Annotated in this window: 24 protein-coding genes and 1 tRNA gene; 2 read left to right on the top strand and 23 right to left on the bottom strand. The window is 45.6% G+C overall.

Annotated elements, in window-relative coordinates; all coding sequences use genetic code 11:
* Positions 1-204: 204 nt before the first annotated feature.
* From DWX61_RS10180 to DWX61_RS10165, 4 genes are read right to left on the bottom strand one after another with little or no spacing between them, the layout of a single operon-like run.
* On the bottom strand, positions 205-927 hold the full coding sequence (locus tag DWX61_RS10180; RefSeq protein ID WP_118625124.1) for an amino acid ABC transporter ATP-binding protein: 723 nt from the start codon (positions 925-927) through the stop codon (positions 205-207).
* Entirely contained in the window at positions 920-2422 is a 1503-nt protein-coding gene (locus DWX61_RS10175) for an ABC transporter permease subunit (RefSeq protein WP_118609220.1), read from the bottom strand. Before DWX61_RS10175 ends, DWX61_RS10180 begins: the two co-directional genes overlap by 8 nt.
* 15 nt (positions 2423-2437) lie before the next feature.
* Complete coding sequence (locus DWX61_RS10170; protein ID WP_114001933.1) at positions 2438-3295, bottom strand: PfkB family carbohydrate kinase; 858 nt, start codon at positions 3293-3295, stop codon at positions 2438-2440.
* 37 nt (positions 3296-3332) lie between these two features.
* The gene (locus DWX61_RS10165; RefSeq protein WP_118625122.1) at positions 3333-4301 is read right to left on the bottom strand and encodes a phosphoheptose isomerase family protein; all 969 of its coding nucleotides are present in this window, start codon (positions 4299-4301) and stop codon (positions 3333-3335) included.
* 292 nt (positions 4302-4593) lie between these two features.
* Between DWX61_RS10165 and DWX61_RS10160 the strand changes: the two genes are divergently transcribed.
* The gene (locus DWX61_RS10160) at positions 4594-5316 is read left to right on the top strand and encodes a GntR family transcriptional regulator (RefSeq protein WP_178687675.1); all 723 of its coding nucleotides are present in this window, start codon (positions 4594-4596) and stop codon (positions 5314-5316) included.
* Between the two features lie 145 nt (positions 5317-5461).
* On the opposite strand, the gene DWX61_RS10155 is transcribed toward DWX61_RS10160, so the two are convergent.
* The 18 genes from DWX61_RS10155 to DWX61_RS10070 all read right to left on the bottom strand — a co-directional run bounded on the left by DWX61_RS10155 (position 5462) and on the right by DWX61_RS10070 (position 24961).
* Positions 5462-6400, bottom strand: coding sequence for a D-alanyl-D-alanine carboxypeptidase family protein (locus DWX61_RS10155; RefSeq protein WP_118625300.1), 939 nt, complete (start codon positions 6398-6400; stop codon positions 5462-5464).
* 309 nt (positions 6401-6709) lie between these two features.
* Positions 6710-7405 carry a 50S ribosomal protein L1 gene (gene rplA / locus DWX61_RS10150; protein WP_015525334.1) on the bottom strand — a complete coding sequence of 232 codons (696 nt, stop codon included), beginning with the start codon at positions 7403-7405 and terminating at the stop codon, positions 6710-6712.
* Between the two features lie 95 nt (positions 7406-7500).
* Complete coding sequence (gene rplK / locus DWX61_RS10145) at positions 7501-7926, bottom strand: 50S ribosomal protein L11 (RefSeq protein WP_015525333.1); 426 nt, start codon at positions 7924-7926, stop codon at positions 7501-7503.
* Between the two features lie 68 nt (positions 7927-7994).
* Complete coding sequence (gene nusG, locus DWX61_RS10140; protein ID WP_015525332.1) at positions 7995-8516, bottom strand: transcription termination/antitermination protein NusG; 522 nt, start codon at positions 8514-8516, stop codon at positions 7995-7997.
* Between the two features lie 15 nt (positions 8517-8531).
* Positions 8532-8738, bottom strand: coding sequence for a preprotein translocase subunit SecE (secE, locus tag DWX61_RS10135; RefSeq protein ID WP_021651261.1), 207 nt, complete (start codon positions 8736-8738; stop codon positions 8532-8534).
* 25 nt (positions 8739-8763) lie between these two features.
* Positions 8764-8913, bottom strand: a complete 150-nt coding sequence (gene rpmG, locus DWX61_RS10130; RefSeq protein ID WP_044961412.1) for a 50S ribosomal protein L33 — start codon at positions 8911-8913, stop codon at positions 8764-8766.
* Positions 8914-9239: 326 nt separating this feature from the next.
* Positions 9240-9977, bottom strand: a complete 738-nt coding sequence (locus DWX61_RS10125; RefSeq protein ID WP_015525329.1) for an SDR family NAD(P)-dependent oxidoreductase — start codon at positions 9975-9977, stop codon at positions 9240-9242.
* Position 9978: 1 nt separating this feature from the next.
* Complete coding sequence (locus DWX61_RS10120; RefSeq protein WP_118625118.1) at positions 9979-11796, bottom strand: thiamine pyrophosphate-binding protein; 1818 nt, start codon at positions 11794-11796, stop codon at positions 9979-9981.
* Positions 11789-12943: a LicD family protein gene (locus DWX61_RS10115; protein WP_114001936.1), complete on the bottom strand. Its 1155-nt coding sequence runs from the start codon at positions 12941-12943 to the stop codon at positions 11789-11791. The genes DWX61_RS10120 and DWX61_RS10115 overlap by 8 nt, the downstream gene beginning before the upstream one ends.
* Positions 12944-12974: 31 nt before the next feature.
* Positions 12975-15254, bottom strand: coding sequence for a LicD family protein (locus DWX61_RS10110; protein ID WP_118625116.1), 2280 nt, complete (start codon positions 15252-15254; stop codon positions 12975-12977).
* Between the two features lie 3 nt (positions 15255-15257).
* Entirely contained in the window at positions 15258-16559 is a 1302-nt protein-coding gene (locus DWX61_RS10105; RefSeq protein ID WP_015525326.1) for an adenylyltransferase/cytidyltransferase family protein, read from the bottom strand.
* Between the two features lie 7 nt (positions 16560-16566).
* Positions 16567-17931 carry an acyltransferase family protein gene (locus tag DWX61_RS10100; RefSeq protein ID WP_118625114.1) on the bottom strand — a complete coding sequence of 455 codons (1365 nt, stop codon included), beginning with the start codon at positions 17929-17931 and terminating at the stop codon, positions 16567-16569.
* A gap of 114 nt (positions 17932-18045) precedes the next feature.
* Positions 18046-18789: a glycosyltransferase family 2 protein gene (locus DWX61_RS10095; protein WP_118625112.1), complete on the bottom strand. Its 744-nt coding sequence runs from the start codon at positions 18787-18789 to the stop codon at positions 18046-18048.
* A gap of 82 nt (positions 18790-18871) precedes the next feature.
* Positions 18872-20248, bottom strand: a complete 1377-nt coding sequence (locus tag DWX61_RS10090; protein ID WP_118609214.1) for a sugar transferase — start codon at positions 20246-20248, stop codon at positions 18872-18874.
* Positions 20249-20460: 212 nt separating this feature from the next.
* Entirely contained in the window at positions 20461-21822 is a 1362-nt protein-coding gene (locus DWX61_RS10085; protein ID WP_118625110.1) for an ABC transporter substrate-binding protein, read from the bottom strand.
* A gap of 142 nt (positions 21823-21964) precedes the next feature.
* A complete protein-coding gene (locus DWX61_RS10080; protein WP_502685123.1) occupies positions 21965-22804 on the bottom strand; it encodes a carbohydrate ABC transporter permease in 840 nt (279 codons plus the stop codon).
* Between the two features lie 77 nt (positions 22805-22881).
* Positions 22882-23745: a carbohydrate ABC transporter permease gene (locus tag DWX61_RS10075; protein ID WP_118625108.1), complete on the bottom strand. Its 864-nt coding sequence runs from the start codon at positions 23743-23745 to the stop codon at positions 22882-22884.
* Between the two features lie 79 nt (positions 23746-23824).
* Positions 23825-24961, bottom strand: a complete 1137-nt coding sequence (locus tag DWX61_RS10070; RefSeq protein ID WP_118625106.1) for an ABC transporter ATP-binding protein — start codon at positions 24959-24961, stop codon at positions 23825-23827.
* Between the two features lie 648 nt (positions 24962-25609).
* Between DWX61_RS10070 and DWX61_RS10065 the strand changes: the two genes are divergently transcribed.
* Complete coding sequence (locus tag DWX61_RS10065) at positions 25610-26203, top strand: 50S ribosomal protein L25 (RefSeq protein WP_118625104.1); 594 nt, start codon at positions 25610-25612, stop codon at positions 26201-26203.
* 124 nt (positions 26204-26327) lie between these two features.
* On the opposite strand, the gene DWX61_RS10060 is transcribed toward DWX61_RS10065, so the two are convergent.
* Positions 26328-26398, bottom strand: a tRNA-Trp gene (locus DWX61_RS10060).
* Between the last annotated feature and the right edge of the window lie 139 nt (positions 26399-26537).

The raw sequence follows: 26537 nt of genomic DNA, 5'->3' as shown, positions 1-26537 counted from the left end.
AAACAAAAATCGGCTCAGCCTGACACTGCCAATACAGCAGCATACAGGACTAAGCCGATAAATTAACACACTCCAAGGCGTAGCACAGCGGCGTGCCCGGAGGGGTGGGGTGTGGGGAGGGGAAACGGGCTTCGCAACTCCGAGTGCCTCCCCTCCCCACGAATTTCCCCGCTTTTTCAAAGCAAAACTTTTCCACGAAAAACCCTACAATACTTTGGAAAGAAACTCCTTCGTCCTTTCCTCTCGAGGATCCCCAAACAGTTCTTTCGGATTTCTATCCTCAAGAATCACCCCATCATCCATAAAGAGCACTCTGTCGCTGACCTCCCTTGCAAAGCCCATCTCATGGGTAACCACCAGCATGGTCATGCCTTCTTTTGCAAGCTCCTTCATAACCTCAAGAACCTCTCCGACCATCTCCGGATCAAGAGCTGATGTCGGCTCGTCGAACAGAAGCACCTGGGGATTCATTGCAAGGGCTCTGGCAATGGCAACCCTCTGCTTCTGTCCGCCTGAAAGCTTTCCGGGATAGACATCGGCTTTTTCTTCAAGGCCGACTCTTTTCAAAAGAACCCTCGCCTTCTGATCAGCTTCCGCTGCATTCCATTTGCCAAGGCGCACCGGCGCAAGGGTGATATTTTTCAATACTGTCATATTTGGAAACAGATTAAAATGCTGAAAAACCATTCCCACATTTTCCCTGAATTTATCTACATCCAGCTTCGGATCCAGAAGCTGCTGTCCGTTTACGGTGATCTCACCTTCCTCCGGTTTTTCCAGAAGGTTCAGACATCGCAGAAATGTAGATTTTCCGGAGCCGGACGGACCGATGATGCAGATACACTCACCCTTGTTTACGTGAGTTGTGATTCCCTTTAATACGTGTACGTCCCCGAAGGACTTTTTCAGATTTTTAACATCAATCACTTTCTCTCAGTCTCCTTTCAAATCTCTTCAGCAGAAGGCTCAGGCACTTCACGATCAGATAGTACATGATACCTGCAACGATCAGCGGTATGAACATCTGATAAGTACGGGAAGAAACATAGCTTGCCGCTTTTGTCAGATCCATGATACCTACATAACCTAAAATAGATGTTTCTTTGATCAGCTGGATAAACTCATTACCCATTGCCGGAAGGATGGTTTTTACAGCCTGCGGAATGATAATGAAACGCATGGTATCTTTATACCCAAGACCCAGAGAACGACCAGCCTCGCTCTGGCCCTTGTCTACAGATAAAATACCTCCGCGGATAACCTCGGAAACATATGCACCGCTGTTGATACCGAAGCTGACCACTGCTGCCACATATCCCAGCCTGCTGTGGAACACTGCAAAATAGATGATCATCAGCTGAAGGACTGACGGTGTTCCACGAATCACATCAACATAAATATCCGCGATCGTGGAAAGAATGGTTCTTCTGCCTTTTTTCGCAGCTCCAAGACGTACCAATGCCACTACAAGACCGATCAGGATACCTACGATCACTGACAAAAGGGAAACGATCAGTGTAATCCCAAGACCATTAATATAAAACTTCCAACGATTATCTTGAAGGAAAATAAAGCTTAAAAGTCCCAGAAAACCATCGGTTGCTGCTACATCTGTCACATCCTCGCTGTTTTCAAGTGTGTCCACAAAATACTTCTGATAAAGATCATCATATTCCCCGGATTTTTTTACTTTTGCAAGCCCGTCATTGATGATCTGGACAAGCTCTGTGTTTCCTTTTTCAATGCAGAAAACCGTATCCTCTGCTGTACTTGGCACGGACTCATACTGCAGGTCTGAGTTCTGTTTGCAGTAGATCTCAGCCATGATATTGTCGATCAGAACTGCATCTGCTCCACCGTTTTTCAGCTCCATGACTGCACTGGAAGCGTTTTTAAATCTTTTTACTTTGGCATCCTTAACTTCACCGTAATCAGTAGTCTCGCCGGATGCGATCATATCACTCTGTGCACCCTCCAGAACTGCAACGGTTTTTCCGGACATCTCCTCAAAATCCTTGATCGGATTATCCTTGCGGCTGATGATGCACTGTGTACCGGTGTAATAAACATCGGAAAAATCAACGCTTTTTTTACGGTCCTCCGTAGGTCCGATCCCGGCTGCGATCACCTGTACATCACCAGCCTCCATGGAACCCATCAGGGAATCAAAGGGCATATCCTTCCATACCAGCTTTACGTTTTCTTCCTTGGCGATCGCCTCCAGAAGATCGTAATCAAAACCTGTAATATTTCCATTATCATCCAGGTATTCAAATGGTGAATACTCTGCGTTCGTTCCTATGATGATGGTCTGCTGTTCTGCCGCTTTTACTGCCACTGCACTGCTGAAATATATCGGCAGAGCCATGATCATACACAGTACAAAACAGATAAGAGCTCTGCTTTTTCCATTGCGTCCCATTATTTTCCCCTCCTGCTATTCATATTTTTTTCCGTAGCCAAAAGCACCTTCCATGCCACAAATGCCCGCTGCAAAAGCAGCTGCCTCTTCAAGACTTTCACAGATCGCGGTTTCCTCCGCCATGCCGTTTTTCATTCTTCCGATATACCCGGTAAGGAAAGATGCGATCAGTGAATCCCCGGCGCCAAGAGTATCTTTTACTTCCGTAAGCGGCGCTGCCGGCTGTCGGTAAAAATTCCTTCCGTCATAAAGAATGCAGCCCCTGGCTCCTCTGGAGGCCATGGCAAGCTTCGGCCCCATGGAGATGATCTTTTTCAGATGCTCTTCTGCCTCCTGGTCGGTTCCGTCAAAGGAGCAAAATGCGTAAGTAACCTCCGGTGCTGTTTTTTCATAATATTCCTCTGTGGAATCATCAGAAAAGTCAAAAGAAACCGGAATTCCCGCCTCTTTGATCTTATGCAGCTCTTCCTCCGTAAAAGAGTAATTTCCGCTATGTACCACATCAAAGCCTTTCATATATTCCAGATCAAAACGATCAAGGATATACGGTGTTTTTCCACGGATACCACCATCATTAAAATCCAGGAACTCACGGTCTCCGTCTTTTAATGTGATCCTGGAATAACCGTTCTCGCCATGCAGCTGTCTGCACTTTACGGTTTCCACGCCGATTTTTTCCAGTGTATCCATGATCAGCTCTGCTCTGTCGTCATCTCCGAAATATCCCATATACGCTGTTTTTTCACATCCGGCCATCTTTCCGTAAACACTGACGTTTACGCAGTTTCCGCCTGGATACATGGTTTTCAGATGATCATAGATATCCACTACATTGTCTCCGAAGCCAAGAAGCTTTGTACTGTATTTACTCATATTTTCCCTTTCTCTGTGCACAGGCACAGCAGCACCTTTAGTACTCTACAACGCCCATATATCTTCTCATATCCAGCGGATGACGGCGTTTATCCTGGAGAGCGGTACGGTAAACGGTCGTCATGGTGTAGAACAGCATCGGAGTAAAATATTCCACACAGCTGTCATCAATTGCTTCCATACCAAGCTTATCCGCATCGATCACTTCGTATTTCTTTCCGTATTTTTCAAGGAAAGTCAGCACACGCGCATCCATCATACGGTTTCTGCCCCGGCTCATCATAAGGATATAAAGATGATCCTCATCCGTTACCTCAAACGGTCCATGGAAATATTCCGCACTGTTCAGATAACCGCAGTCCATCCACTGCATTTCCTGAAGTGAGCAGATCGCAAAGCCATATGCCTGAGAATAGGAGGCTCCCGATGCCATGATATAGAGGTTCGGTTCCTCTGAATATTTTTCTGCAAAAAGCCATGCTGCATTCTGCTGATCCTTCACTGCAGCTGCAATAACATTATCGATCTTTTCAAAGCCTTCCACGATCTTATCGTAAAGCTTATATCCCGGCTCCTGTACCTTCATCAGCTCATTAAGAATACGAAGTACGATTCCCTGAGGCTTCTCTGCTTCCTTTACCCCCGGTGCCCAGTCGTATACAACGGAGATCCATTTATCGGTATCACATGGGGAACCTGGCGCATGTGTCATTGTAACAACAGCTGCACCTGCATCCATTCCTGTTTTTGCTGCCTCCAGACACTCCTTTGTCTTGCCACTGTGGGAGCAGATGATCAGAAGACTGTCTTTTCCCAGCTTCTTCGGCGGTGTCAGTGCAAACTCTCTTGCAGGGATCCACTGTGCATCCATCACTGCGGATTCCGCACGGACAAAATAATATCCCGGATACAGATCCACAAGAGATCCTCCGCATGCAAGAAAATACACATTTTTGATTGTTCCATGCTCTTTGTTGATCTTATTTACGATTTTTACTGCGTCCATTTTCATCCTCCGGTTTTCGTGGAAATTCGTCTGAGAATCCTCTGAATCCATTGAAAATACAGGTTTTTTTCAGATTTTCAGATGAATTTCTCCTTCTTGTACTTTTGTATTTTACCTTTTTGAAGAATATAACATATTATAACGTTATAGTAAAGAGTATATTCATGATTTATGATTAATTATTCATCCAATATACCTTCTGACGCACTGCAGAGGTTTGTCCCTTACTGGACAAATACATCCGCACTATAGTAAAATATCTTTTATGAACAACCTCAGAAAGGATATTTTCATGTTAAATAAAAATTCAATCCAGCCGCTTTACAAGCAGCTTATGAATATCATCACCCAGCAGATCAAAAACGGTACTTATAAGCCCGGAGAAAAAATCCCTCCTGAGCCGGAGCTTGCCGATCTTTACCATGTCAGCCGGATCACTGTCCGACGTACCGTGGAGGAGCTTTGCACACAGGGCTATCTTATCAAGCATCAGGGAAAAGGAACCTTTGTAAAATCCCCCATGATCTTCCGGAAATTTGAATCCCAGAAAAATATGAGTTTTTCCGAATCCTGCCGTCAGAATGACCGGATTCCGGAATCTCACGTACTGTCCTTCTGCAAAAAAACTGCGAACAGCGTAACCTCTGATTTTCTGCAGCTTACTTCGGATGAGGAAGTTTTTTTCCTGGAACGTCTTCTTCTGGCTGACAGTATTCCGGTTATTGATGTTCACACCTGGCTCCCCACACGGCTTTTCCCGGATTTTGATCCGAACGCTGTAGAAAACGGTTCTTTTTTTGAATATATCAAAAACACCTACCGCTGTACGATCGCAGAATCCAGCCGCAGCACCATTTCTGTTACTGCAGCCTCCCCGGATATGGCAAAAACTTTGCGTCTGTCTTCCGGCGATCCCGTGCTGATCCTGGATTCCTATATGGAAGCTCCTGATGGAAAACCGCTTTACATCAGCCGTGAATACATTGCAGGTTCCCGCTATACGATTTCATTTTGAAGAATCAAAAAACGGCACAGAAGCGTTATGCTGCCAATACAGCAGCATACACCTCTGTGCCAGTGTTTATTTATCCAAAAATATTACTGTTCACTCCGTTCTCCGTAACACGCTTCGCGATACACAAAATTTACCCTTTATCTTTTCAAGACTCCGATCCATCACTGCCTGTCATCTGTGCCTCAATGGCCTTTCCAAGGCGGTTATAGATCGTCACCGCATCCTCCACATGGAGTGGGCTTCCGGTATTTCCCGATGCGCCTGCCGTTACCAGTATGTATTCCCTGTCGTAGACCTCTGCAAAGCTTGCAAGACACAGACCCGCCTCGCTGGTATATCCTGTCTTGCCGCCCAGGATCTTGCCGCCGGTAACGGAAGGGTCAGAAAGATTTTTGAACATGGTACTGTAATATGTGATCCCGCTGGGATGGATATTCGTCACTCCTGTGGAATGCCGCGGACTCTCAATTATTTCTCTGAACGTATCGTTCCGAAGCGCATACCTGAGCAGCACCGCAATATCTCTCACTGTACTGTAATGATCCGGATCATGAAGCCCTGTCGTATCACAGAAATGTGTACCATTCATTCCAATCCTCTGTGCCTTCTTATTCATCAGCTCCACAAATCCATCCCTGGAACCGCCTACGGTATCCGCCAGTGCGATACAACACTCCGCACCGGATGGCAGCATGGCACCATAAAGAAGGTCGATGGCCCGCACGGTCTCACCGGGCTGAAAGCCTGCCTGGGTGGCATCCTGCTCATAAAGCCCCTGGAACATTTCCTGGGTCAGAGTGATCTCCTGATCCAGATCATCCAGGTTCTCAATAGCCACGATCACCGTCATGATCTTCGTCATGGAAGCCGGATAGATCTTCTCATCGCCCTTCATATTTCCGATGATCTTTCCGCCTTTTACCTGCATCAGCACTGCGTAGGGACTGTTGATACCGCTCATCTCAAGCTTACGGACAACCGGTCTCTGCAGAGACTCCATCCAGTCACCTACCCCTTTATTCCAGCCGATGATCACTATAAGTGTCAGGATCACGATAGCCTCTACCACCAGGCAGAGTATCATTTTTATTTTGTTTACCTGTTTTTTTATTTTCTTCGCTTTACGCTTTTTTGATCTCAATTTATACTCCCTGTTCCGACAAATTCATCTGTAAGTTTTACTTACAGAAACGTTTTCCCTATCTTTTTTATATTAACATGATTATTATTTTCTTCTGTAAAATCTATATGAAAAAACTCTGATGAGCTTTCGGTCTGTTACAACTCTGTTTGTGCCTTATTGTAGGATTTTTGCCCCCAAAAATCAAGGTGTATAAATGTATAAAAAAATACCCTATACAAAGTTTCCTCTGTACAGGGTATTTAAAATTTATTACTGAGCTAATTTAATCGGGTTAAGCTTAACACCAGGTCCCATTGTCGGAGCGATTGTAACGCTCTTCAGATACTGACCTTTCAGTGTGCTAGGTCTAGCCTTTGTGATAGCTCCCATAAGCGTCTGGAAGTTGTCGCTTAACTGCTCCTCGGTAAAGGAAGCCTTTCCGATCGGAACATGGATGATGTTGGATTTGTCAAGACGATACTCGATCTTACCTGCTTTAATGTCGTTAACAGCTTTTGTTACGTCCATTGTTACAGTACCAGCTTTCGGGTTTGGCATTAAACCTTTCGGTCCAAGTACACGACCAAGACGGCCTACAACGCCCATCATATCCGGTGTTGCAACTACAACGTCAAAGTCAAGCCATCCCTCGTTCTGGATCTTCGGAATGAGGTCCTCAGCTCCTACGAAGTCTGCTCCTGCTGCCTTTGCCTCTTCTGCCTTAGCATCTTTAGCAAATACAAGTACACGAACTTTTTTACCTGTTCCGTGTGGCAGAACAACTGCTCCACGGATCTGCTGATCTGCGTGACGTCCATCGCAGCCTGTACGGATGTGAACTTCGATGGTCTCGTCGAACTTAGCTACAGCTGCTTTTTTAACAAGGCTGATAGCCTCTGGTGCATCATATAATGTTGCGCGGTCTACTGCTTTCGCAGCTTCCACATATTTCTTTCCTCGTTTCATTTCTATAACCTCCTGTGGTATTTGCGGGGAAAAGCCCTCCCACTTGAAAATTTCACTTTTTCTACGGGAACCCCGAACTTAAGCTTCGGTATTTATTAGTCTACGACTTCGATTCCCATACTTCTTGCTGTACCGGCGATCATGCTCATAGCAGCCTCGATGGATGCTGCGTTGAGGTCTTTCATCTTCAGCTCAGCGATCTCCTGAACCTGTGCCTTAGTAACTTTAGCTACTTTGGTCTTGTTCGGTGTACCGGAACCAGATTTGATGTTTGCAGCTTTCTTAAGAAGAACTGCTGCCGGCGGAGTCTTGGTTATGAAGCTGAAACTTCTGTCAGCGTAAACAGTGATGACAACCGGGATGATAAGATCTCCCTGATCAGCTGTTCTTGCGTTGAACTCCTTAGTAAACTGTACGATGTTTACACCATGCTGTCCAAGAGCCGGACCTACAGGTGGTGCTGGAGTTGCTTTACCAGCCGGAATCTGTAATTTGATATATCCTGTTACTTTCTTTGCCATTTTCGGCACCTCCTATGTGGTATTGGCGGGGGTGTGTCCCTCCCACTTGCTGTTACCTTGTTTTTGAATTACTCAGCTTTTTTGATTTCTGTGAAACTTATTTCTACCGGTGTTTCACGACCGAAAAGCTCAACATTGATCGTTACCGTCTGTTTCTGCATGTTGATACCTGTGATCACACCTGCGGTATCTTTCCATGCACCACCGGTAACGACTACCATGTCGCCCTCTGCGAAGTCCACTTCGATATCCGGTTTCTGGATACCAAGCGGCATCATTTCCTCTTCTGTAAGAGGCACAGGCTTTGATCCCGGTCCTACGAATCCTGTAACACCGCGGGTATTACGGACAACATACCAGGTATCGTCATTCATCACCATATTGAGAAGCACATAGCCTGGAAACATCTTTTTCTGAACCTGTCTTGAGGTTCCGTTCTTCATCTCCACTACATCCTGCAGCGGAACACGTACCTCCAGGATCTGGTCTTCCAGGTGTCTGTTCTCGATCGTCTTTTCAATGTTGGCTTTTACCTTGTTCTCATACCCGGAATAGGTATGGACAACGTACCATTTTGCTGCTTCTGACATATAATCACCTTGTCCTTACTTCATTAAGAAATTAATGCATTCCAGAATTCCGGAATCCATTACACTGATAACCACTGCCAGGATGATCGTGATGATCACGACCACAACAGTCTGCTTTGCCAGTGTGGGACGGTCTGTCCAGACAATCTTCTCAAATTCTGACTGAAGTCCCTGAAACCAACTTTTCTTCTGCGGCTTATCCTCAGATTTCTGTTTTTCCATAGCATAACCTCACAAATCTCTGTGATTACTTTGTTTCCTTGTGCAGAGTGTGTGTATGACAGAACTTACAATATTTCTTGGTCTCCATTCTCTCAGGATGGTTCTTTTTCTCCTTCGTCATATTGTAGTTACGCTGCTTGCACTCGGTGCATGCTAATGTAATCTTAACGCGCACAACTTCCACCTCCAGTGTTTTCATTTGCATGGTCTTCTATGCCGCCCGGAACGTATATCCGTCGTCATTTTCGGGCATAAAAAAAAGACCTAACTTCCATGTCGCTCGTCAATTTTATCACAGAGCAGGTGTGCAAGTCAAGCCTTTTTCGCTTAAATATAAAGAATTTCACAGATTCCGTACGGACGTCTCAAGTGCGCAAACCCGATTCTGCTTCGCTGCATTTCGTTTTCGGGACGTCGCCCCTGTACAGAAAGTAATAAGAAGACCCTTATGTGCAGGCACAACATGTCTTCTTCTGTCTTCCTGCACACTTTCAACTTCTATTAAAAGTAGTCATAACCACCGTGGATATCCACCACACTGCCGTTCATATATCCGTTGGACAGCACTGCATACGCCATATCCGCCACTTCCTCCACAGTTCCAAATCTGTGGAGTGCGATCTTCCGGTTGATACGGTCGTAGCTCTCCTGGGTGCGGGCGCTGTGCCAAGGAGTTTCGATGAAGCCAGGTGCAATAGCGTTGACCGTGATGCCCTTTGGCTCAAATTCCTTTACCAGGGATCTGGTCAGGAAATGGATAGCTGCCTTGGTGACTCCATATACAAGGGAGGAAGAATACGCCTGCTGTCCTGCATAGGAACCGGTAAAGAGCACACTGCCGCCCTCTACCATCATGGATCTCAGCTCTTTGACCATAAATACAGGTACGGAAAGATTGGTGTTTACGATCCGTGTCCACTCCTCAAAGCTGTAGTCTTCATATTTTGCGTAGGTACTGATGCCGGCATTGCTTACAAGCCAGTCAATATGGTCTGTCTGCTTTTTCAGCTCCTCCACAAAAACCATCATCTCTTCATAGGAAGACATATCTGCCTTTATCAAAGTCACCTGAGATCTTTTTTCCTCAGGAAGGCTCTCCTGAAACGACAATGCCTTCTTCTCATCATGTCCATATGTTACGAAGATCCTGTCAGTTTTTGCCGACTCTGCCAGGATCTTTTCGGCGATTCCTCTTCCGATTCCGGAGGTACCGCCTGTGATCACAGTTATTTTTCCCATTTTACAGCTCCATCAGTTCATCAAATATCGGTTTCGGTATATAAGGCTGCTGATTGTGAATCGGCTCACCCAGACAGGTCTTCGGGTATGCGTAGGTTCCATGCTCCAGCATGATCTCCAGAAGCTCCGGTCCGTTCTGCTCCAGGAATCCACCGGCATATTTTTCCACGTCTTCTCCCTGGATGCGCTTTGCAGGAATTCCGTAAGCCTGCGCCACATCTGTAAAATCGCAGGACGAGAATCCGCTGCCATCGGAGGTATCCGCATATACACAGTCAAAATAATCTCTCTGAAGATGACGGATCATTCCCAGAGCCTCATTATTCATTACGATCATCTTCACCGGGATATTCTCACGCTTCACCCACTGCAGCTCCTGGATATTCATCTGGAAGGCTCCGTCTCCGCAGATACATGCCACCGGCTTGCCGGTAGCATAATAAGCTCCGATAGCCGCCGGAAGTGCATATCCCATAGCACCATGTCCGCCGGAAAAAAGTGTCTTCTGCCCCTGCTGATTGTGGAAGGACTGATAGCTCCATACCATATGCTGTCCCACATCCACAGCAACCGCTCCGGTATCGGAAAGCTGATCACTCAAATATGCGATCATGCGGTTCGGATAACGCTGCGGTGTCTCATCGTCCACTTTCCAGAGTTCCTTACGGATCTTCTGGCAGACAGCAAGCCATTCCTCATAGAAACCGATCTGTGCCTGCTGCTCTGTCAGCTTACGCACCACAGTCTCTGCGCTGACGCAAAAGCATTTCTCACCTTCTCTTCCCTCATGGATCTCTCTTTGAAGATTATAAGGATCAATATCCACACGGATGATTTCGGCATTCTTCGCAAACTCATGAACCTTAGTACCAATCTGACGGGTACACAGGGAAATTCCAAAGCAGAGCAGAAGGTCGCTTTTTGCATTGGCGATCATATTTGCATACCGGTGTCCGTAGGCACCTCCGATGCACCCGAAGTTCAAAGGATCATCAAAGCTCAGTGCGGACCGGGCAAGTACGCTTGTGATCACCGGAATGTGATGGGCACGCGCCAGATCTGTGAGCATTTTTTCTGCTTCTCCGGAAGCTCCGTGACCGATCATAAATACCGGCCGTTTTGCAGTCCTGATCTTATCCAGAATATATTCTGCCGCCTCTGCTCCATCAGAAGAATCCGCCTTTGCAACTGCATCCCTGTAAAAGGCTGCCCCGTTTTCCGGATCATTTTTTCCATATACAGCTGTCTCGATCTCTTCCTCGGAAAATTCCATATCATAAGCCGGATCTTCCACCTCGCCTCTCTGCACGTTCATGGGAAGATCGATAAGAACCGGCCCTTTCCGTCCTGTATTGGCGATCTGCCATGCAAGATTCAGTTCACGAACGATATTTTTCGGATCACGGACCTGCACCGCGTACTTGGTTACCGGCTTTGCCATGGAAACCATATCGATCTCCTGAAAGCCCTGCTGACGAAGGCCTGTAATACCGGAATATTCATAGGTATTCAGCTGTCCGGTGATAAAGATCACCGGAAGAGAATCGAAATACGCATCTGCCACACCGGAAAGCAGATTGGCAGCTCCCGGACCACTGGTGGCATAGGCACAGCCGCAGGCATTCTTTGCCTGAGCATAACCGCAGGCGGCAAAAGCAGCTCCCTGCTCATGATAGCTGGAATGACTTCTTGCATGGGGATTCTTTTCAATGGAATCTACCAGATGTGCGATCATGGTTCCCTGGTATCCAAAAAAATCATGAATCCCTTTTTTCTGCAAAAATTCCACAACATAATCTGTAAGCTTGACCTTAGACATATTTTTTTACCTTCTCCATATACGAGATCCTTCCTGTTTTTTCCAGATACTTAAGATACAGGTCAAAAACCTCCGGATCTGTTTCAAATGCTTCTTCATATTTCAGGCAGCGATCATTCATCCTGGTATATCCTGCAAATGCTTTTTCCAGTTCCACATAATCTTCATTTTTGAAGAGATTCCGGATATAGCTGAGCTTTTTGCGATAAGCCAGTGCACAGGTATATTTTTCCCCGCAGAATTTTGCATAATCCCAGCACTGTGCAAGATATTCCCGGTAATTCATTCCAAACTGCCTGCGCTTTTCCCTTTTCTTCCTGACAGAAGCAAATTTCTTCAGTTCCTTTGACTGCTGCAGAAATTCCTCGCATGGGATCAGTGTGCTGCACACCACCAGCGAGCCGGGAACATAGTTTTCCATTGACTTATTTCGATAATTTTTGCCGTAGGCCCGGGTGAGATAGCTGTCTGTGTTTCCCGGGACCATAAAGGATTCTCCTCCAAGCATTGCCTCCCCGGGATTTTCAAAAATATGCGCAGGAAAATAAAGATTCTGGTCAAAATATCGGAGTACATAGGTTTTTGCGCCATCCTGCGGCTGCCGGAGCAGATCCCGGAATATGCTCTTTGCCAGCCAGCCTCGTCCGCAAAGAGAAAGGACTCGCACCATCCAGATACATCCCAGCTCACGCCGGTTCCGCCACTCGCCTTTTTTTCCGTAGATTCTTTTCCATCCCTCTTCGCGCATACGGTTCCAGAGATATTTTCCCTTTGGGCCATATTCACACTGCAGCGGAAGGATATTGATCCCCAGTCCCGGATGTTTGTATTTTCCATACTCGTCCAGCTTATAAAACAATGTATCTTTATCTGTATAACGCAGAAAAAATCCGGGGAAACGGCTGTTATTCTCCATAGATTCCAGAGTTCTGCGCAGCTCTGGTTCTTCATCAAAGATATTTTTAAACCGGGCCATATCACCGGTCTTCATATAAATATCATTGCTTGCCGGATTCATGGGAAAAGGGCGCTCCGTTACCGCACAGAGGGTAAGATACGGAGAAAGATAATATGTGATCTTATTTTTTCTGCATATGGTATCTATTTCTTTTAGAAGTTCCAGTACTTTCTGCTGTTCTCTGTTCAATACACTCTGCCTCGTTTCTGTTGATCTGTCATTACAGGATCCGCTTCAGAAGCTCCTGAAGCTCCTCCTGACTTTTATACTTATCCAGCCAGCTGTTCAGAAATTCTGTCACGTCTGCCTTCTTTGCGAAAAATCCGGTACGCCGGCTTCCATCGTAAAGATCCTCCAGGAAGATCCTGGAAAGCTCATTTTTTATATAGGGATGCGGCTCATGATCCAATGCCAGGAAATAATTTTCGAAGGCTTCCCGGGTACGCCCCTGTTTCTTCCGGATATCTCCCAGAAGCTTGTATACCTCTCCCTGCCATTCCTTATGAACCAGAAAGCTGCGGATCTCCTCTGCCAGATATTCCATCTCGCCCTCTTCCTCACTGCACAGGATCCTGGTACGGCCCTCTGCCAGTGCTTTGGGATAGCCGAATCTCTGCCATGCACAGGTAAGTGCCTCTTTGTACACTGGCTCCTCAAGGGTTCCCTCCCTTGGAGAATTACCGGTGATCCCCAGTTCTTTGCAAAGCTCTCTCACCAGCTCTTCCAGCTCCCCTTTTGTACGGACGGAATATACCTTCGCAAGATAAAGAGCGCCTCTGATCTCCTCATCCTCCGGCATCAGTCTGCTCCAGAACTCCATCAGAGAGAGTGCTTCTGATCTTCTCTGGCTTCCAAGCAGATCCCGACAGTCCCGGATCGCCTGGGACTTCTGTTTTTTCAGGAATTTATCCAGTTCCAGCTGCACAATGCCGTTATTGGTGCATTCTCTGGCTTTCAGATACTCTGCCATTGCTTCGTTCCGGAGGCCCTTTTTCCAGAGAAGATCCCCCTTATATTTCATAAAATATCCATCCTGGGGAAATACTCTCAGGCAGTAAGACAGAAATTTCTCCGCTTCTGAAGCATTCTGCGGTCCTTCCAGGCGCTCCATCACAAACCGGCATTTAAATTTCAGGAATCCCGGAGCATCCGGATATTTTCTGAGAAGATCATCCACAATCGCCTCTGCTTCCTGCATTTCTTTAAATTCATAGTGGCTGGCTGCTTTTCGGAAACGTCGGATATCCTCCACTGTCTGCTCCATTTCCGGAGTAAGATGATCCATTTTCTTACGTACCTCGTACATACGGTATGCCTTGGAAACACGCTCCTGATAAATCAGTGTCAGCATGGCCGCCTGAAAAGCCTCATCCTCCAGCGGGATCAGGACCGGATGATAGAACGGACGGATCCCCTTAAAATCCTCACGTCCGATAAACTCCATGCTGAGCTGTACACGGTAATACTCCTCAAAGATCTCACCAAGCACATCATATCTTCTCTCTTTCAGCAGGGTCTCCGCTGTTTTTTCGGATCTCATCAGTCGGGCAGACACATCCCGGGCTACAACACCGGCTTTGATCCTTCTTCGTCTGTCATCCTGTTTATGGTCTCCCTTTGCCATAAGAAGGCAGTAGAATTTGCGGAAAAGCATCTGTCTGCGGATACGTTTTTTGTCGATCCTTGGCATATATTCATCCCGCACCTCCTGATAGCTGGCGCCCGGAACATCAACAGACTCATGAGATTCTCTTTCCCCATGAGGCGGTATATAGGACCATTCGTCCCCGTAATGCCAGATCAGATAATCGCTGGTCCTGTGAGGGATCATAACCTTTTCGCCCTCGAAGTCCATATATTTTACAGGGAACATCATATCCTTGTCAAAAAGAAACGGGCAGCCTCCCCATCGCATGGCATAGCGGCTGCACTCCTCTTCTTTATAAGAAAACATGATCTTCTCCAATTTCTTTAAGGTTCTGTCCTTTCCGCAGAAGGTATAGCGGAAAAGCCAGTACAGATACCGCCAGGGAGAAATTTCCCATCTGACTCCCACGACCATGCTGATATTCAGAAGTTCCGTATAGATCATCATATGGTCCCGGTATTTCTCATACTCACGGTCATCATCCGGAATGGGATCCAGAGTCAGTACGTCAATGATCTCACCAGCCTTGTCGTCTCCTATGATCTGATGCTTGTGGATCGCACAGGTATCCGTACTTCCGTAGCGCGGAAAACCGTTGGTATAATTACGGTCCACTTCTGCACAATAAACCGCCCGGTTCGGCGGCATCTCGTTCTGACATATTTCTACAAATTTATCCCAGTCACTTTTGGGCATGTAAATGTCCACATCATCGTCCCATGGGATAAAGCCTTCATTTCGAAGAACACCGATCAGAGTACCTCCGGCCATTACATATCTAAGATTATGCTTTTTGCAGATCGCGTCAACCTCCCGGAAGAGCTGCAAAAGAAGCTTCTGTTTTTCTGTCATCTGTCAACCTCTTTGATTAATTATTTTCAAAAGCTCAGCCAGAGTTTCTGATTCTTCATAAAAAAATCTCGTACATTCTGTCCGTCTGTCACGGATCATGATGACCAGCTCCTGAAGCAGATAGCGAAGACCATTTCCCTCAAAATTAAAGCTGTAGCGTTTCAGGAATTCCTGACCTTCTATTTTGGCTTCAAAATATCCGGTATTCCACCAGTCACCGGGTACGGTGATACGCCCCCTGGTTCCGATGATCGCAAGCTCGTTTTCCACATCCACCGTTGTTCCGATCTCAATGGTCGCCAGTGCCCGGAGATACTTCATCGTGATCATATCATAAATAAAGCAGCCGTCACTGCTTTTCACCGCATTGCTCTTCACCTCCAGGTAATCCTTACCGAGAAGCTTGATGCATGCACACAGCGCCTGGCTGACTGTTTCACTGAAATTCTTTCCGCCCTCAAAATCATCCTGAGAAATCGCGCATTTTACAGCTACCACATCTCCCACAAGCGCTCCATGTGTCAGCCAGACAAGCTGCGTAAACGCGCGCAGATAGACCATGGTAAGCTTCTCTACCAGAACAACCTGATGTGCCTTTGCCAGTGCAAACAACTCTCTTATCTCTTCCGGCTCCAGAGCCATAGGCGTGTCACTGATCACATATTTATCACATTCCAGTGCCTTTCGGATATAATCTGCCCTGTTTTTCAGACCGGATCGGATATAAATGATATCCAATCCTTCCAGAAACTGCCCGTAATCTGTACCATAAGAGTCAAGTTCGTATCTGTCACAGAATTCTCTCGCAACAAAAACGTCCTCGGAATACACACTTTCTACATGCAGTCCGCTGACATACTTGGACTCCATCACCATTTCGTTGTCCTCTGTATCATCCGTAACAATGCCCATGCTGTAGATCATACCCTCACTTCTGAGCTTGGTACTGGAAATATTTTTGGTACGTTCCAGATAAACGACCTCACAGTAATTCTTCAGATAATCAAATTTGCCACGCCAGTCCGAACCGACTACCAGAAGGTCGATATTGTATTTTGTAATGTCATTTAGCTTCTGCCCCTGATATTCCTCTACAATGATCTCATCCGCAAAACCAGTCTTGCGGACATTTTCGATACGCTTCAAAAGGCTGTCCTGTACATTCAGCTTGCCGCGTTCGATATCATAGCTTTCACTGGTGACACCCACAACAAGATAATCCCCCAGCTCCCTGGCTCTTTTCAGAATATTGTAATGTCCCTGGTGGAACAGATCAAAGGTACCGTAAGTAATGACTTTTTTCATTATTAATTTAATCCTGCGCTTTCTCTTCTTTATTTTTCAAAAGCACTTCCATTTCCCCCTGCGGTTCTGTGATCTCTAATATATCATCCAGGTCCTGGAGCTGCTCAAATTCCTGTGGAGCTCCGGCATCATCCATGCCTTCCTCCATCTCAAGATCCTCATCTACAAAGAAATCCTCGTCACGGATTTCTTCCGTCTCTTCTGTCTCATGTTCCAGTACAGCCGCCACATCGTCCTTCACCTTACGTGCATCCTCCTCGTCCAGAGTTGCCGCAAGCTCCTCAATGGCTTTCTTTCTTTTCAGTATGATCTCATAACGGTCATCTTCATCATATTCATCCTCAAGTCCTTCATCCTGCACCTGTCTCTCACGTTTGAACAGAATAAATGTAAGCAGGTTCAGTACCCCTCCGTAGAGGAAAGATACCGGCTTGCTTCCAAGGATCAGCACAAGCACCCAGGATACTCCGAAAAGCACCCAGACATTCAGCATCTGCGGGATGCTGAGAAGAAACAGGCCGTTGAGTACGATCATGATCGGATAATGGAAAAAATAAATCCCCATGGTATTTCTTCCAACAAAGGTAACCGGCAGCTTCACATCCGGGATCAATGCTAGAAACGTCAGCACCAGCACAAAAGATACCAGATACATCAGAAGGCGGATCAGCATTCCTGTGATATCATCCATTCCCGATAACTGATACGTATGATTCCCACGGAAAATATCTACCGGGATCTCATTGGCGATCATAAAATTCGGAACTGCATACAAAAGCAGGGCTGAAACCAGGAGCAGGATCCATTTACCCTTGAATTTACGGACCACGTCTGTGTAATCACTCTTCCACAGATAGCCTGCCACAAAAAACGGAAAAAATACAACAATCCTGGAGCTTGAAAGATAAGTCGTAAATTCCGGTCTTGTTCCTGCCCACAATGCAAAAATAATGCTCAGAGGCACGATAAAACGTATCTTGCCAAGTGCTTCGATAGTCAGCCTGTAGATAAACAGTGCCAGCACATACCACATAACTGTTCCGGACGGACGGAGCAGCTCATAATCCATGCTTCTGCCGGTCCAGATATACGCATACCAGGTCAGACTGTATCCAAGAATATAAGGGATCAGCAGATTCTTCACATTCTTCAGTACATCCTGTGGCTTCTTGGAAAGATATCCGGATATAAAAATAAAAGCAGGCATGTGAAAAATGGTGATCCCATACCATACATAACGCACCACCATGTCCACCTTGACCAGCTGAAATGCGATCAGATGATTAAATACGACAAGAAAGATCAGTACTACTTTAATGTTATCGACCAGGTAAGAATACGGCACTCCCTGGTTATCCGTTCTCTGTTTCATTTGTTTCCACCTTGTAATATTTGATAAAAGTATGAATAAATAATAACATATATTTATGAATTTGGAAATAAAAAATTAATATATGTCAGAATTATTCACCTTTTCCAGAATTTTTCAACGGTATTTCCATATCCCGTGGAGCGCATAGGAAACAAAGAAAAACAGACTCTTCAGCGGACCATATCCTACATACCGATACACCTGATAAGTCATTGCCGCAGACTTCAGCTTATTTCTGGATTTTCCCCCTTCACTGAGCCGGTATTTCAGGTAAGGTCTGTTGATCCCTGCTGCAAATCCTCCCTTTCCCAATATCCGGAGCCAGGTAATGTAATCTTCATGGCTGTCATCATGCTCCATTGGAAACGCAAGTGCATCTTCTCTGCGCAGCAATACGGAAGAACAGTTGATGCTGTTATGCTTCAGAAGCTCCCTGTATGTGATCCGTTCCTTTACCGGAATATATTTGCCGGTAGTGCGCCCATCCGGCGTCATCAGCTCTCTTCCGGTGGAGCAGATCGCACAGCCGGTCTGTTCCATAACCTCTGTCTGGGCTTTCAGCTTGCCCTTTCCCCACCAGTCATCCGCATCCAGAAATGCGATATATTTTCCCCTGGCTTCCTTTACGCCCCGGTTTCTGGAACGGGCAGCACCCATATTCTGTTCATTTCGGATATAACGGATCTTTCCGCTGTCCATATATTTCATTACAGCAAGCTCTGTGCCATCTGCAGAACAGTCATCAATGACCAGCACTTCTACCGGAACCTCCTGTCCCAGTGCTGATTCGATCGCTTTTCCAATATATCTTTCCCCGTTATATACGGGCATCACTACGGAAACCAACGGCTTTTCCATAAAAACAACCTCCGTCCTCTCTATCCACAAAATGCGCGTCAGGATGATCTGCCGCAGCCTGACACGCATTTCGTTTCGTTACTTATTTTTTGTCTTCGGAATCCTTAAGAGCGTTCTTCTGATTATCATCCACGCCCTCGGAAACTTCTTTCTGGAAAAAGATCTTTACAGTCATAAACAGAAGCTTGATATCCAGAAGGAATGAATAATTTTCAATATAAAACAGATCCAGCTTCAGCTTATCATACGGTGTGGTGTTATATTTGCCATATACCTGAGCATAACCGGTCAGTCCGGCTTTTACCTTAAGACGATAGTGGAATTCCGGGATTTCCTGCTCATATTCCTGCATGATCACATCTCGTTCCGGACGTGGACCTACAAGAGACATATCACCCATAAACACGTTAAACAGCTGGGGAAGCTCATCCAGATGCAGATTACGCAGGACATGTCCTACCGGTGTGATACGGGAATCGTGCTTGGACGCAAGACGCGCCCCGTTCTTCTCGGAATCCACACACATGCTTCGGAATTTCCGGATGCGGAATTCCTTTCCCTGATAGGTAAGACGATCCTGGAGATAAAATACCGGACCGCCGTCATAAGCCTTCACCGCAATGGCAATGATCAGCATGATGGGTGAGGATACGATGATCCCAAGTCCGGAAACAATGATATCCAGAACTCTCTTGGCTGCACGCTGCTCCATGGAAAGTCCCTGATTCCTGCACATCAGAAGCGGCGTATCAAACAGATGGATCCTGTCTGTTCCAAGCAGGATGATATCGGAAATCTTCGGGCTCATATAGCAACGGATGGAATGAGAAAAACAATATTTCAGATACTTGTTTCGGATCTGGGACGGAAGATCCCAGATGATCACGCCTTCATAATCTTCCATCATGGCATGGATCTTCTCTTCGCCCTCACGGATATGAACCTTACCGCTGATATCGTATTTATCCTTTCGGGTGTTCATCTTGTGGATCACATCACCGGGATCACGGTCTCCGTAGATCACCAGCAGCCTTCTGGCTCCGTACAGTCTGGAGTAAATATACCTGGAGCCCCAGATCCACAGTACCGTCACAACAATCTGGACTCCGGTCATTTCGATCACCGGTCTGGCCGACATAAACCATCTGTTGATCAGTGTGATCTGAAAATACGTCACAACATTGGTACAGATCGTTGCCAGCGTCAATGAATAAAATACATCGATACGCTTCAGATAGCCTACCTTCAGACCTCCGTAAAGCTTGGCAAACATCAGATAGATCAGCGCATAGATCAGGATCATTACCCAGTTACCCTTTCTCCAGAATGGCTTCAGGATCAGGTCACTGTAAAAATCATACCATACATAAGCAAAGATCGCTGCCTGTGCGATCACGATCAGACTTGCCAGACAAAATACCACAAATCTCTTATAATCTTCTCTTTTACTTCTATTCACAGATTTTTCTTCCTTCCTGAGGAGTAGATATTAACTTCATCATTATAGCCAATATATACTCTTACGTCCAGAGATTCCTCTGATTTTTCTCCTGATATTTTCCTGTCAGGATGTTTTTTTCCGTGACTATAGCAAAAATCCCCTGGAGTTTACCCGGGGATTTTTGGCTGTATATATTTATTTTTCTTTTTCAGTTTCCACGCCTTTTCGAATTATTCATTCACCAGGTTATACTCTTCGATGGATTTGTTGATGGAATCTGCCATGTTTTTCACAGCTGTATCCACATCCTCTTTTCCGTTGAGCATACTTTCAATCTCGGATTCCACGGTAGCTCTTGCCTCCGGGAATACACTTAACAGAGCGCCTACATAGTCGGCGGAAGAATCATGGAGCTGGTCGATCGCTGTCTGGAACTGCGGATATTTTGCAACATTATCCTTAAATACCTGCTCTTCCTGAGACTTTACAGTTACAGGGAAATATCCGGTCTGTGCGTTCCAGTAAGCCTGAGACTCCGAAGAGATCAGGAATTTTACGAACTCCCATGTTGCACGAAGCTTTTTCGGATCATTGTTGTTCAGTGCCCAAAGAGATGCACCTCCGATGGAAACACCGCCCTCGTCACTGGATTTGATCTTCGGGAAGTATGCAGTACCAACCTCAAATTTTCCGTTTACATCCTGAAGGATCTGTTTTAGGGAAGCTGTGGAGCCAAGAGTGATCGCAGATTTTCCTGCAGAAAAATCTGCCAGACCTGCATCGCCGCCTTTTCCTACGACCGGTGCGAAGCCCTTGTCGTTAAGATCCTTCCATGCTGTAAGGATATTTTTTGCAGCACTGTTCTCATCAAAAGCAACAGCTGTAGCAGCCTCTTTACGTCCGTTTCCGTTGTTTGCATACTCAAGGCCCTGCTTTCCGATAAACTGCTCGAAGAACCATCCGTAGATTCCAAGAGACATTACCTCGCCTGCGCCGCCTCTGTCCAGAAGATCCTGTCCGATCTCACCGATGCCCTCCAGGCTGTCCGGAATTTCTGTGATGCCTGCTTTATCAAACATATCCTTGTTGTAATACATGATCGGTGTGGAAGAGTTGAATGGCATGGAGTACAGCTCATTGTCGATGGTGTAGTATGCAGCCAGGTTCGGCTCGATCTCAGATACATCGTAGCTGTCTGCGTCGATCATCTGCTGCATAGGCACGATCCATCCGGAATCGATCATGAATCTTGTTCCGATCTCATATACCTGTACAAGATCCGCACCCATGTTTCCGATCTGTGCACTTTTCAGCTTGTTCAGGGAATCATCATATTCACCCTGATACTGAGCATCTACCGTAATTCCGTATTCATTCTCATCGTTAAATTTTTTTACCAGTGTATCGATCGCCTCACCATTGACACCACCCATGGAATGCCAGAAGGTAATGGTAGTTCCGTCTACATCGGAAGCATCTGCCATTTCCACTTTTTCATCTGTGCCGGCATCTGCGGCGAATACAGTTACTCCGGAAAGAGAACCGATAGTCATTGCTGTGGTAAGGAAAGCTGCGATGATTTTTTTCTTCATAACTTTTTTCTCCTCTTGAAAAATTTTCTCTTTTTTCATTTTTTTATATAAGATGAACTGCCCGTCTTACGACTTTGCAGTATCTTTTTGCAATATTTTCCCCTTACAGCAGGATGCTGCAGGGTTGCTGCCTGCTCCGATATCAGCCCTTGACTGCACCCGAGAACATTCCTCTGATCAGCTGCTTCTGTCCAACGATAAAGATGGAAATGGACGGAATGATGATCATAACAACGCCTGCGATCATCAGGGTGATAGACTGTGAATCCACACTATCCAGCATACTGATACCAATCTGAACGGTTCGCATATTGTTGGAGCCTGTTACAAGCAGCGGCCACATGTACATATTCCATGCGTTGATAAAGGTATACACTGCCATAGCGCCGATAGCGGATTTTGTCAGCGGAAGCAGGATCCTTACGATAAATTTCAGATTGCTGCAGCCGTCAAGCTTTGCCGATTCATACAGTGAGATCGGGAAAGTCATGTAAAACTGACGGAACAGGAAAATTCCCATTGCGGATGTAAGGTAAGGCACGATCAGTACCTGATAAGTATCCAGCATTCCCCAGCTTGATACCGTCAGGTAGTTGGAAATGATCGTTGCCTCTCCCGGAACCATCATGGTTGCCATCACAACCATGAAGAGAATACCTTTTCCTTTGAATTCCAGGAAAGAAAACGCAAAAGCAGCAAGAGAACAGGTAATGATCTGTCCGATGGTAATGCATCCCGCCATGATAAAGGAATTCAATATGAATCGGAGAAGTGGAACGGTGCGGAATGCATTGATAAAGTTGGAAAAGGTCGGATTCTTGGGAAAGAGATTCAACTCTGTAGTAAACAGTTCACTGGAAGGCATCAGTGCAATACTGATGGCATAAAGCAATGGAAGCAGGATCAGAACTGCAAACACCACATTTGCCGTAACACGGAGCGCTGTTCTTGTCCTTCTCTTTGCAAGAGCCTTTGCATTCATAGCTTTTTTCAGCTCCAGAAGCTCCTCTTTTGACATGTTTCCCACTGCCGGGACTGCCATATTTTCCATCTGGCTCATCAGTAATTCACTCCCTTCTTCTCAATACGGAACATGATCAGTGTGATGATCATGATGATCACAAACAGGATAACAGACTGGGCTGCCGCACTTCCGAAGCGGTAGTTAAAAAACGCATCCCTGTAAATGGAATAAACAATAACATTGGTAGACTCATTAGGACCACCCTCTGTCAGGATCTTGATCTGTCCAAAGGACTGAAAGGCCTGTATGATATTTACCACCAGTGTGTAAAACATGATCGGGGAAAGTCCCGGAAGCGTCAGGCTGAAAAACTGCTGCACACTGCTGGCTCCATCCACAGAAGCTCTCTCATAAATGGTCTCATCAATATTTCCGAGTCCTGCGGAAAAATACAGAAAATTGATCCCGCTGTTCAGCCACGCAGTAAGAATGGCTACGCAGATCAGAGCCGTGTTCGGATCGTTCAGCCAGTTGATATCCAGGCCGGTAAGCTTATTCACAATACCTACTGCCGGGTGGAGCATGATCTGGAAGATCATTGCTGCAGAGCTGGATGCGATAGCCATTGGCAGAGCATAGGATGTACTGAACACCCGGATTCCCGGAAACGCCTTGTTACAAAGCACTGCTGCGATCAGACCAAGAAGCATGCCGCCGACCACAACGATCAGCACAAAGATCAGCGTCACCTTCAGACTGTTGATAAAGGATGCTGACTGAAGCAGTTCTTTATAGTTGCCCAGACCAACGTACAGCTTTGCCTGTCCCATCTTGTTGGTCTTGTAAAGACTTAGATAAATTGTTTTCACAAACGGATAAAACAGAAAAATTCCAAAAATAAGCATACAAGGCACCAGATATAAGTACGGTGTGATCTTGCTTTTGCTGTTATTTCCCATAACTCTTTCTCCTCCTTGCATAATCAGATTCTATCTACAGGCTGATCTGCCTGCACTCAAGCTCTTCCGTGACATAAATTCATGACACAAAAATATTTTCTTCTGTCTCCGGATCAAACACATGGGCCTTCTCCATATCAAAATACAGTGAAACCTTCTCCCCTACCTGTGTCTGATTTTCCGGACTTAAGCGGACTGCCAGAGTTTTGCCCTGCTCATCAAAATAGAGGATCACTTCCGCGCCCAGCATCTCCCGGTTTACTACAGGCTCGTCTACATCTACGCTTTCATTTTCAATACCAAGCTTTTTCGCCTCAGCAAGCTCGTAGATATCCTCCGGACGGATTCCAAGGATCACGTGTCTGCCGTTATATCTGTCTGCGATCTGTTTTCCTCTGGTTCCGTCCAGATAAACCTTTTTCACAGTTTTGGCATCATCCAGAAGAAGGGCCGTGCGATTATTTTCTTCTGCTTTTACCGTACACCGGAAAAAGTTCATGGACGGAGAACCAAGGAAGCCTGCCACGAAAAGATTTACCGGATTGTCATAAATACTCTGAGGCGCTCCCACCTGCTGGATCAGACCATCCTTCATGACCACGATCTTAGTCCCAAGAGTCATGGCCTCTGTCTGGTCATGTGTTACATAAATAATAGTGGTATCCAGCTGTTTATGTAATTTTACAAGCTCCACACGCATCTGGGCACGAAGCTTTGCATCCAGGTTGGAAAGGGGCTCATCCATGAGAAAGGCTTTCGGCTTCCGGATAATTGCACTTCCGATGGCAACTCGCTGTTTCTGACCGCCGGAAAGAGCTGCCGGCTTCCGGTCAAGAAGCTGCTCGATCTCCAGGATCTTTGCCACCTCGTGGACCTTTCTGTCGATCTCATCCTTCGGAAGCTTACGGATCTTCAGGGCATATGCCATATTTCCGTAAACTGTCATATTGGGATATAAAGCATAGTTCTGGAAAACCATGGACATTCCACGCTCCTTTGGTTCCAGATAATTGGAAAACTCACCGTCGATCCACAGCTCACCGTCTGTAATCTCCTCCAGACCTGCGATGATACGCAAGGTTGTGGATTTTCCACATCCGGACGGACCTACAAAGATCACAAACTCTTTGTCATGTATATCAAGATTAAAATCCTTCACACCGTAATGCTCTGAATCAAATTGCTTACATACATTTCTGAGTGCAATTTCTGACATTACTTATCTCCTTTCTCTTCTCTCGCTCGCATGGTTTGTAGTATAGAACTTTTCCGGCTGTTCAGATATCGTGGTTGAGATAAAGATTTGTGAATTGTATGTTAAATTGTTTCAGAAATTATATGCAATTCCGTTAAATTCTTTCTCCAGAGTAAAATACCCATCGCGTTATGTTGCCACCTTCTTTCGCCGTCATCTCTGTCCTGCATCATATCTTCCAATTTTTATTACATTGATCACAACAGCTCTCTCCAATATGTCAGCAATATGAATATTTCCCGTCTCCTCGCATATCTGAATCAAATAAAAATAGAATATTCATATTTAATACTTGCCTCTCTTCCAGATAAATGCCAACTTTCAGGATTTTATGATCACTTGATTTGTGCAATTTTTTATGTTGTTTTAATTTTTTCTGTAAAATCTCAAATATATGCTTTGTTTTTGTCTAATTTTACCCTTGAAGTTTTGTACATAAGTTAAACAATACAAAATATTGTTCTTAAATTTTCTAACTTTTTGTTAGCCACCTCGTCCGAGAAGTGCTATAATAATCCCAGTCAGAAAAGAAATGCAGAATTCGTGTTACTGCGAACAGCGCGAACAGCAACATTACCGGAATCCATGCATCAGGAGGAGGAATTTGACATGATCACATTGAAAGCAGAGAAAAGAAACCCGAATGTAAAGGCTAAAAAATTAAGACGTGAGGGTTACGTCACAGGAATTCTTAGCGGAAAAGAAATGAAAGAGCCTGTAGCACTTCAGTTTGACGGTGCCGAGGCAGCCAAATTCATTAAAGCAAATAAAGAAGGTACACAGGTTTACCTGGACATCGAAGGCGAGAAAGTTGATGCCCTAGTAAAAAACGTTGACTATAATCCAATTGAAAAACAGTTGATGACTCTGGATTTCCAGGCACTGGTAGCCGGTGAGAAGGTTTCCACAACTGTAGCTGTCAAACTGGAGCACACCGACATGGTTCAGGGTATCGTTGAGCAGGAAATGGAAGAGATCCACTACAAAGCAGATCCGGCCAACCTTCTTGACACCATCGTCATCGACTTCAACGGCTATCCTGCAGACGTCCGTGATATTCATGTAAAAGACCTCCCGATCCCGGAAGGCAAACACGTCCATTTCATCACACCTGAGGATGCAGTTGTTGTTCATATTGGTGAGTATGAAGCAGCTCCGGAAGAGGATGAGGATGCTGAAGGCGCTGAAGCTGAGGCGAAGTAAGTTTATAATTTTTCATATGAAATATTTCAGGGGATTGCCTGTGGCAATCCCCTGTTTTTTTGTTATTTACAACAAAAAAACGCTGAAAATCTTAATTTATAAGATCTTTCAACGTTTCTTAAAACAGGGGATGAGAGAATCGAACTCCCACCAAAGGTTTTGGAGACCCCTATCATACCATTTGACCAATCCCCTATATACAAGAAAAAGTGGCTGTTGGCCACAAATTCTTTTACATTGTACTCTCAAAACTACATACATGCTTGTTGATCGTCAATCAAACTCTTTGAATCAATTCTTAACCTGCGTTTCTTGGTCAAGCCCTCACCCGATT

The organism is Ruminococcus sp. AF20-12LB (assembly GCF_003478985.1).
Taxonomy (GTDB): Bacteria; Bacillota; Clostridia; order Lachnospirales; family Lachnospiraceae; genus Blautia_A.
The sequence above is the reverse complement of the archived record's forward strand: the minus strand, read 5'-3'. Positions and strand labels throughout refer to the sequence as shown.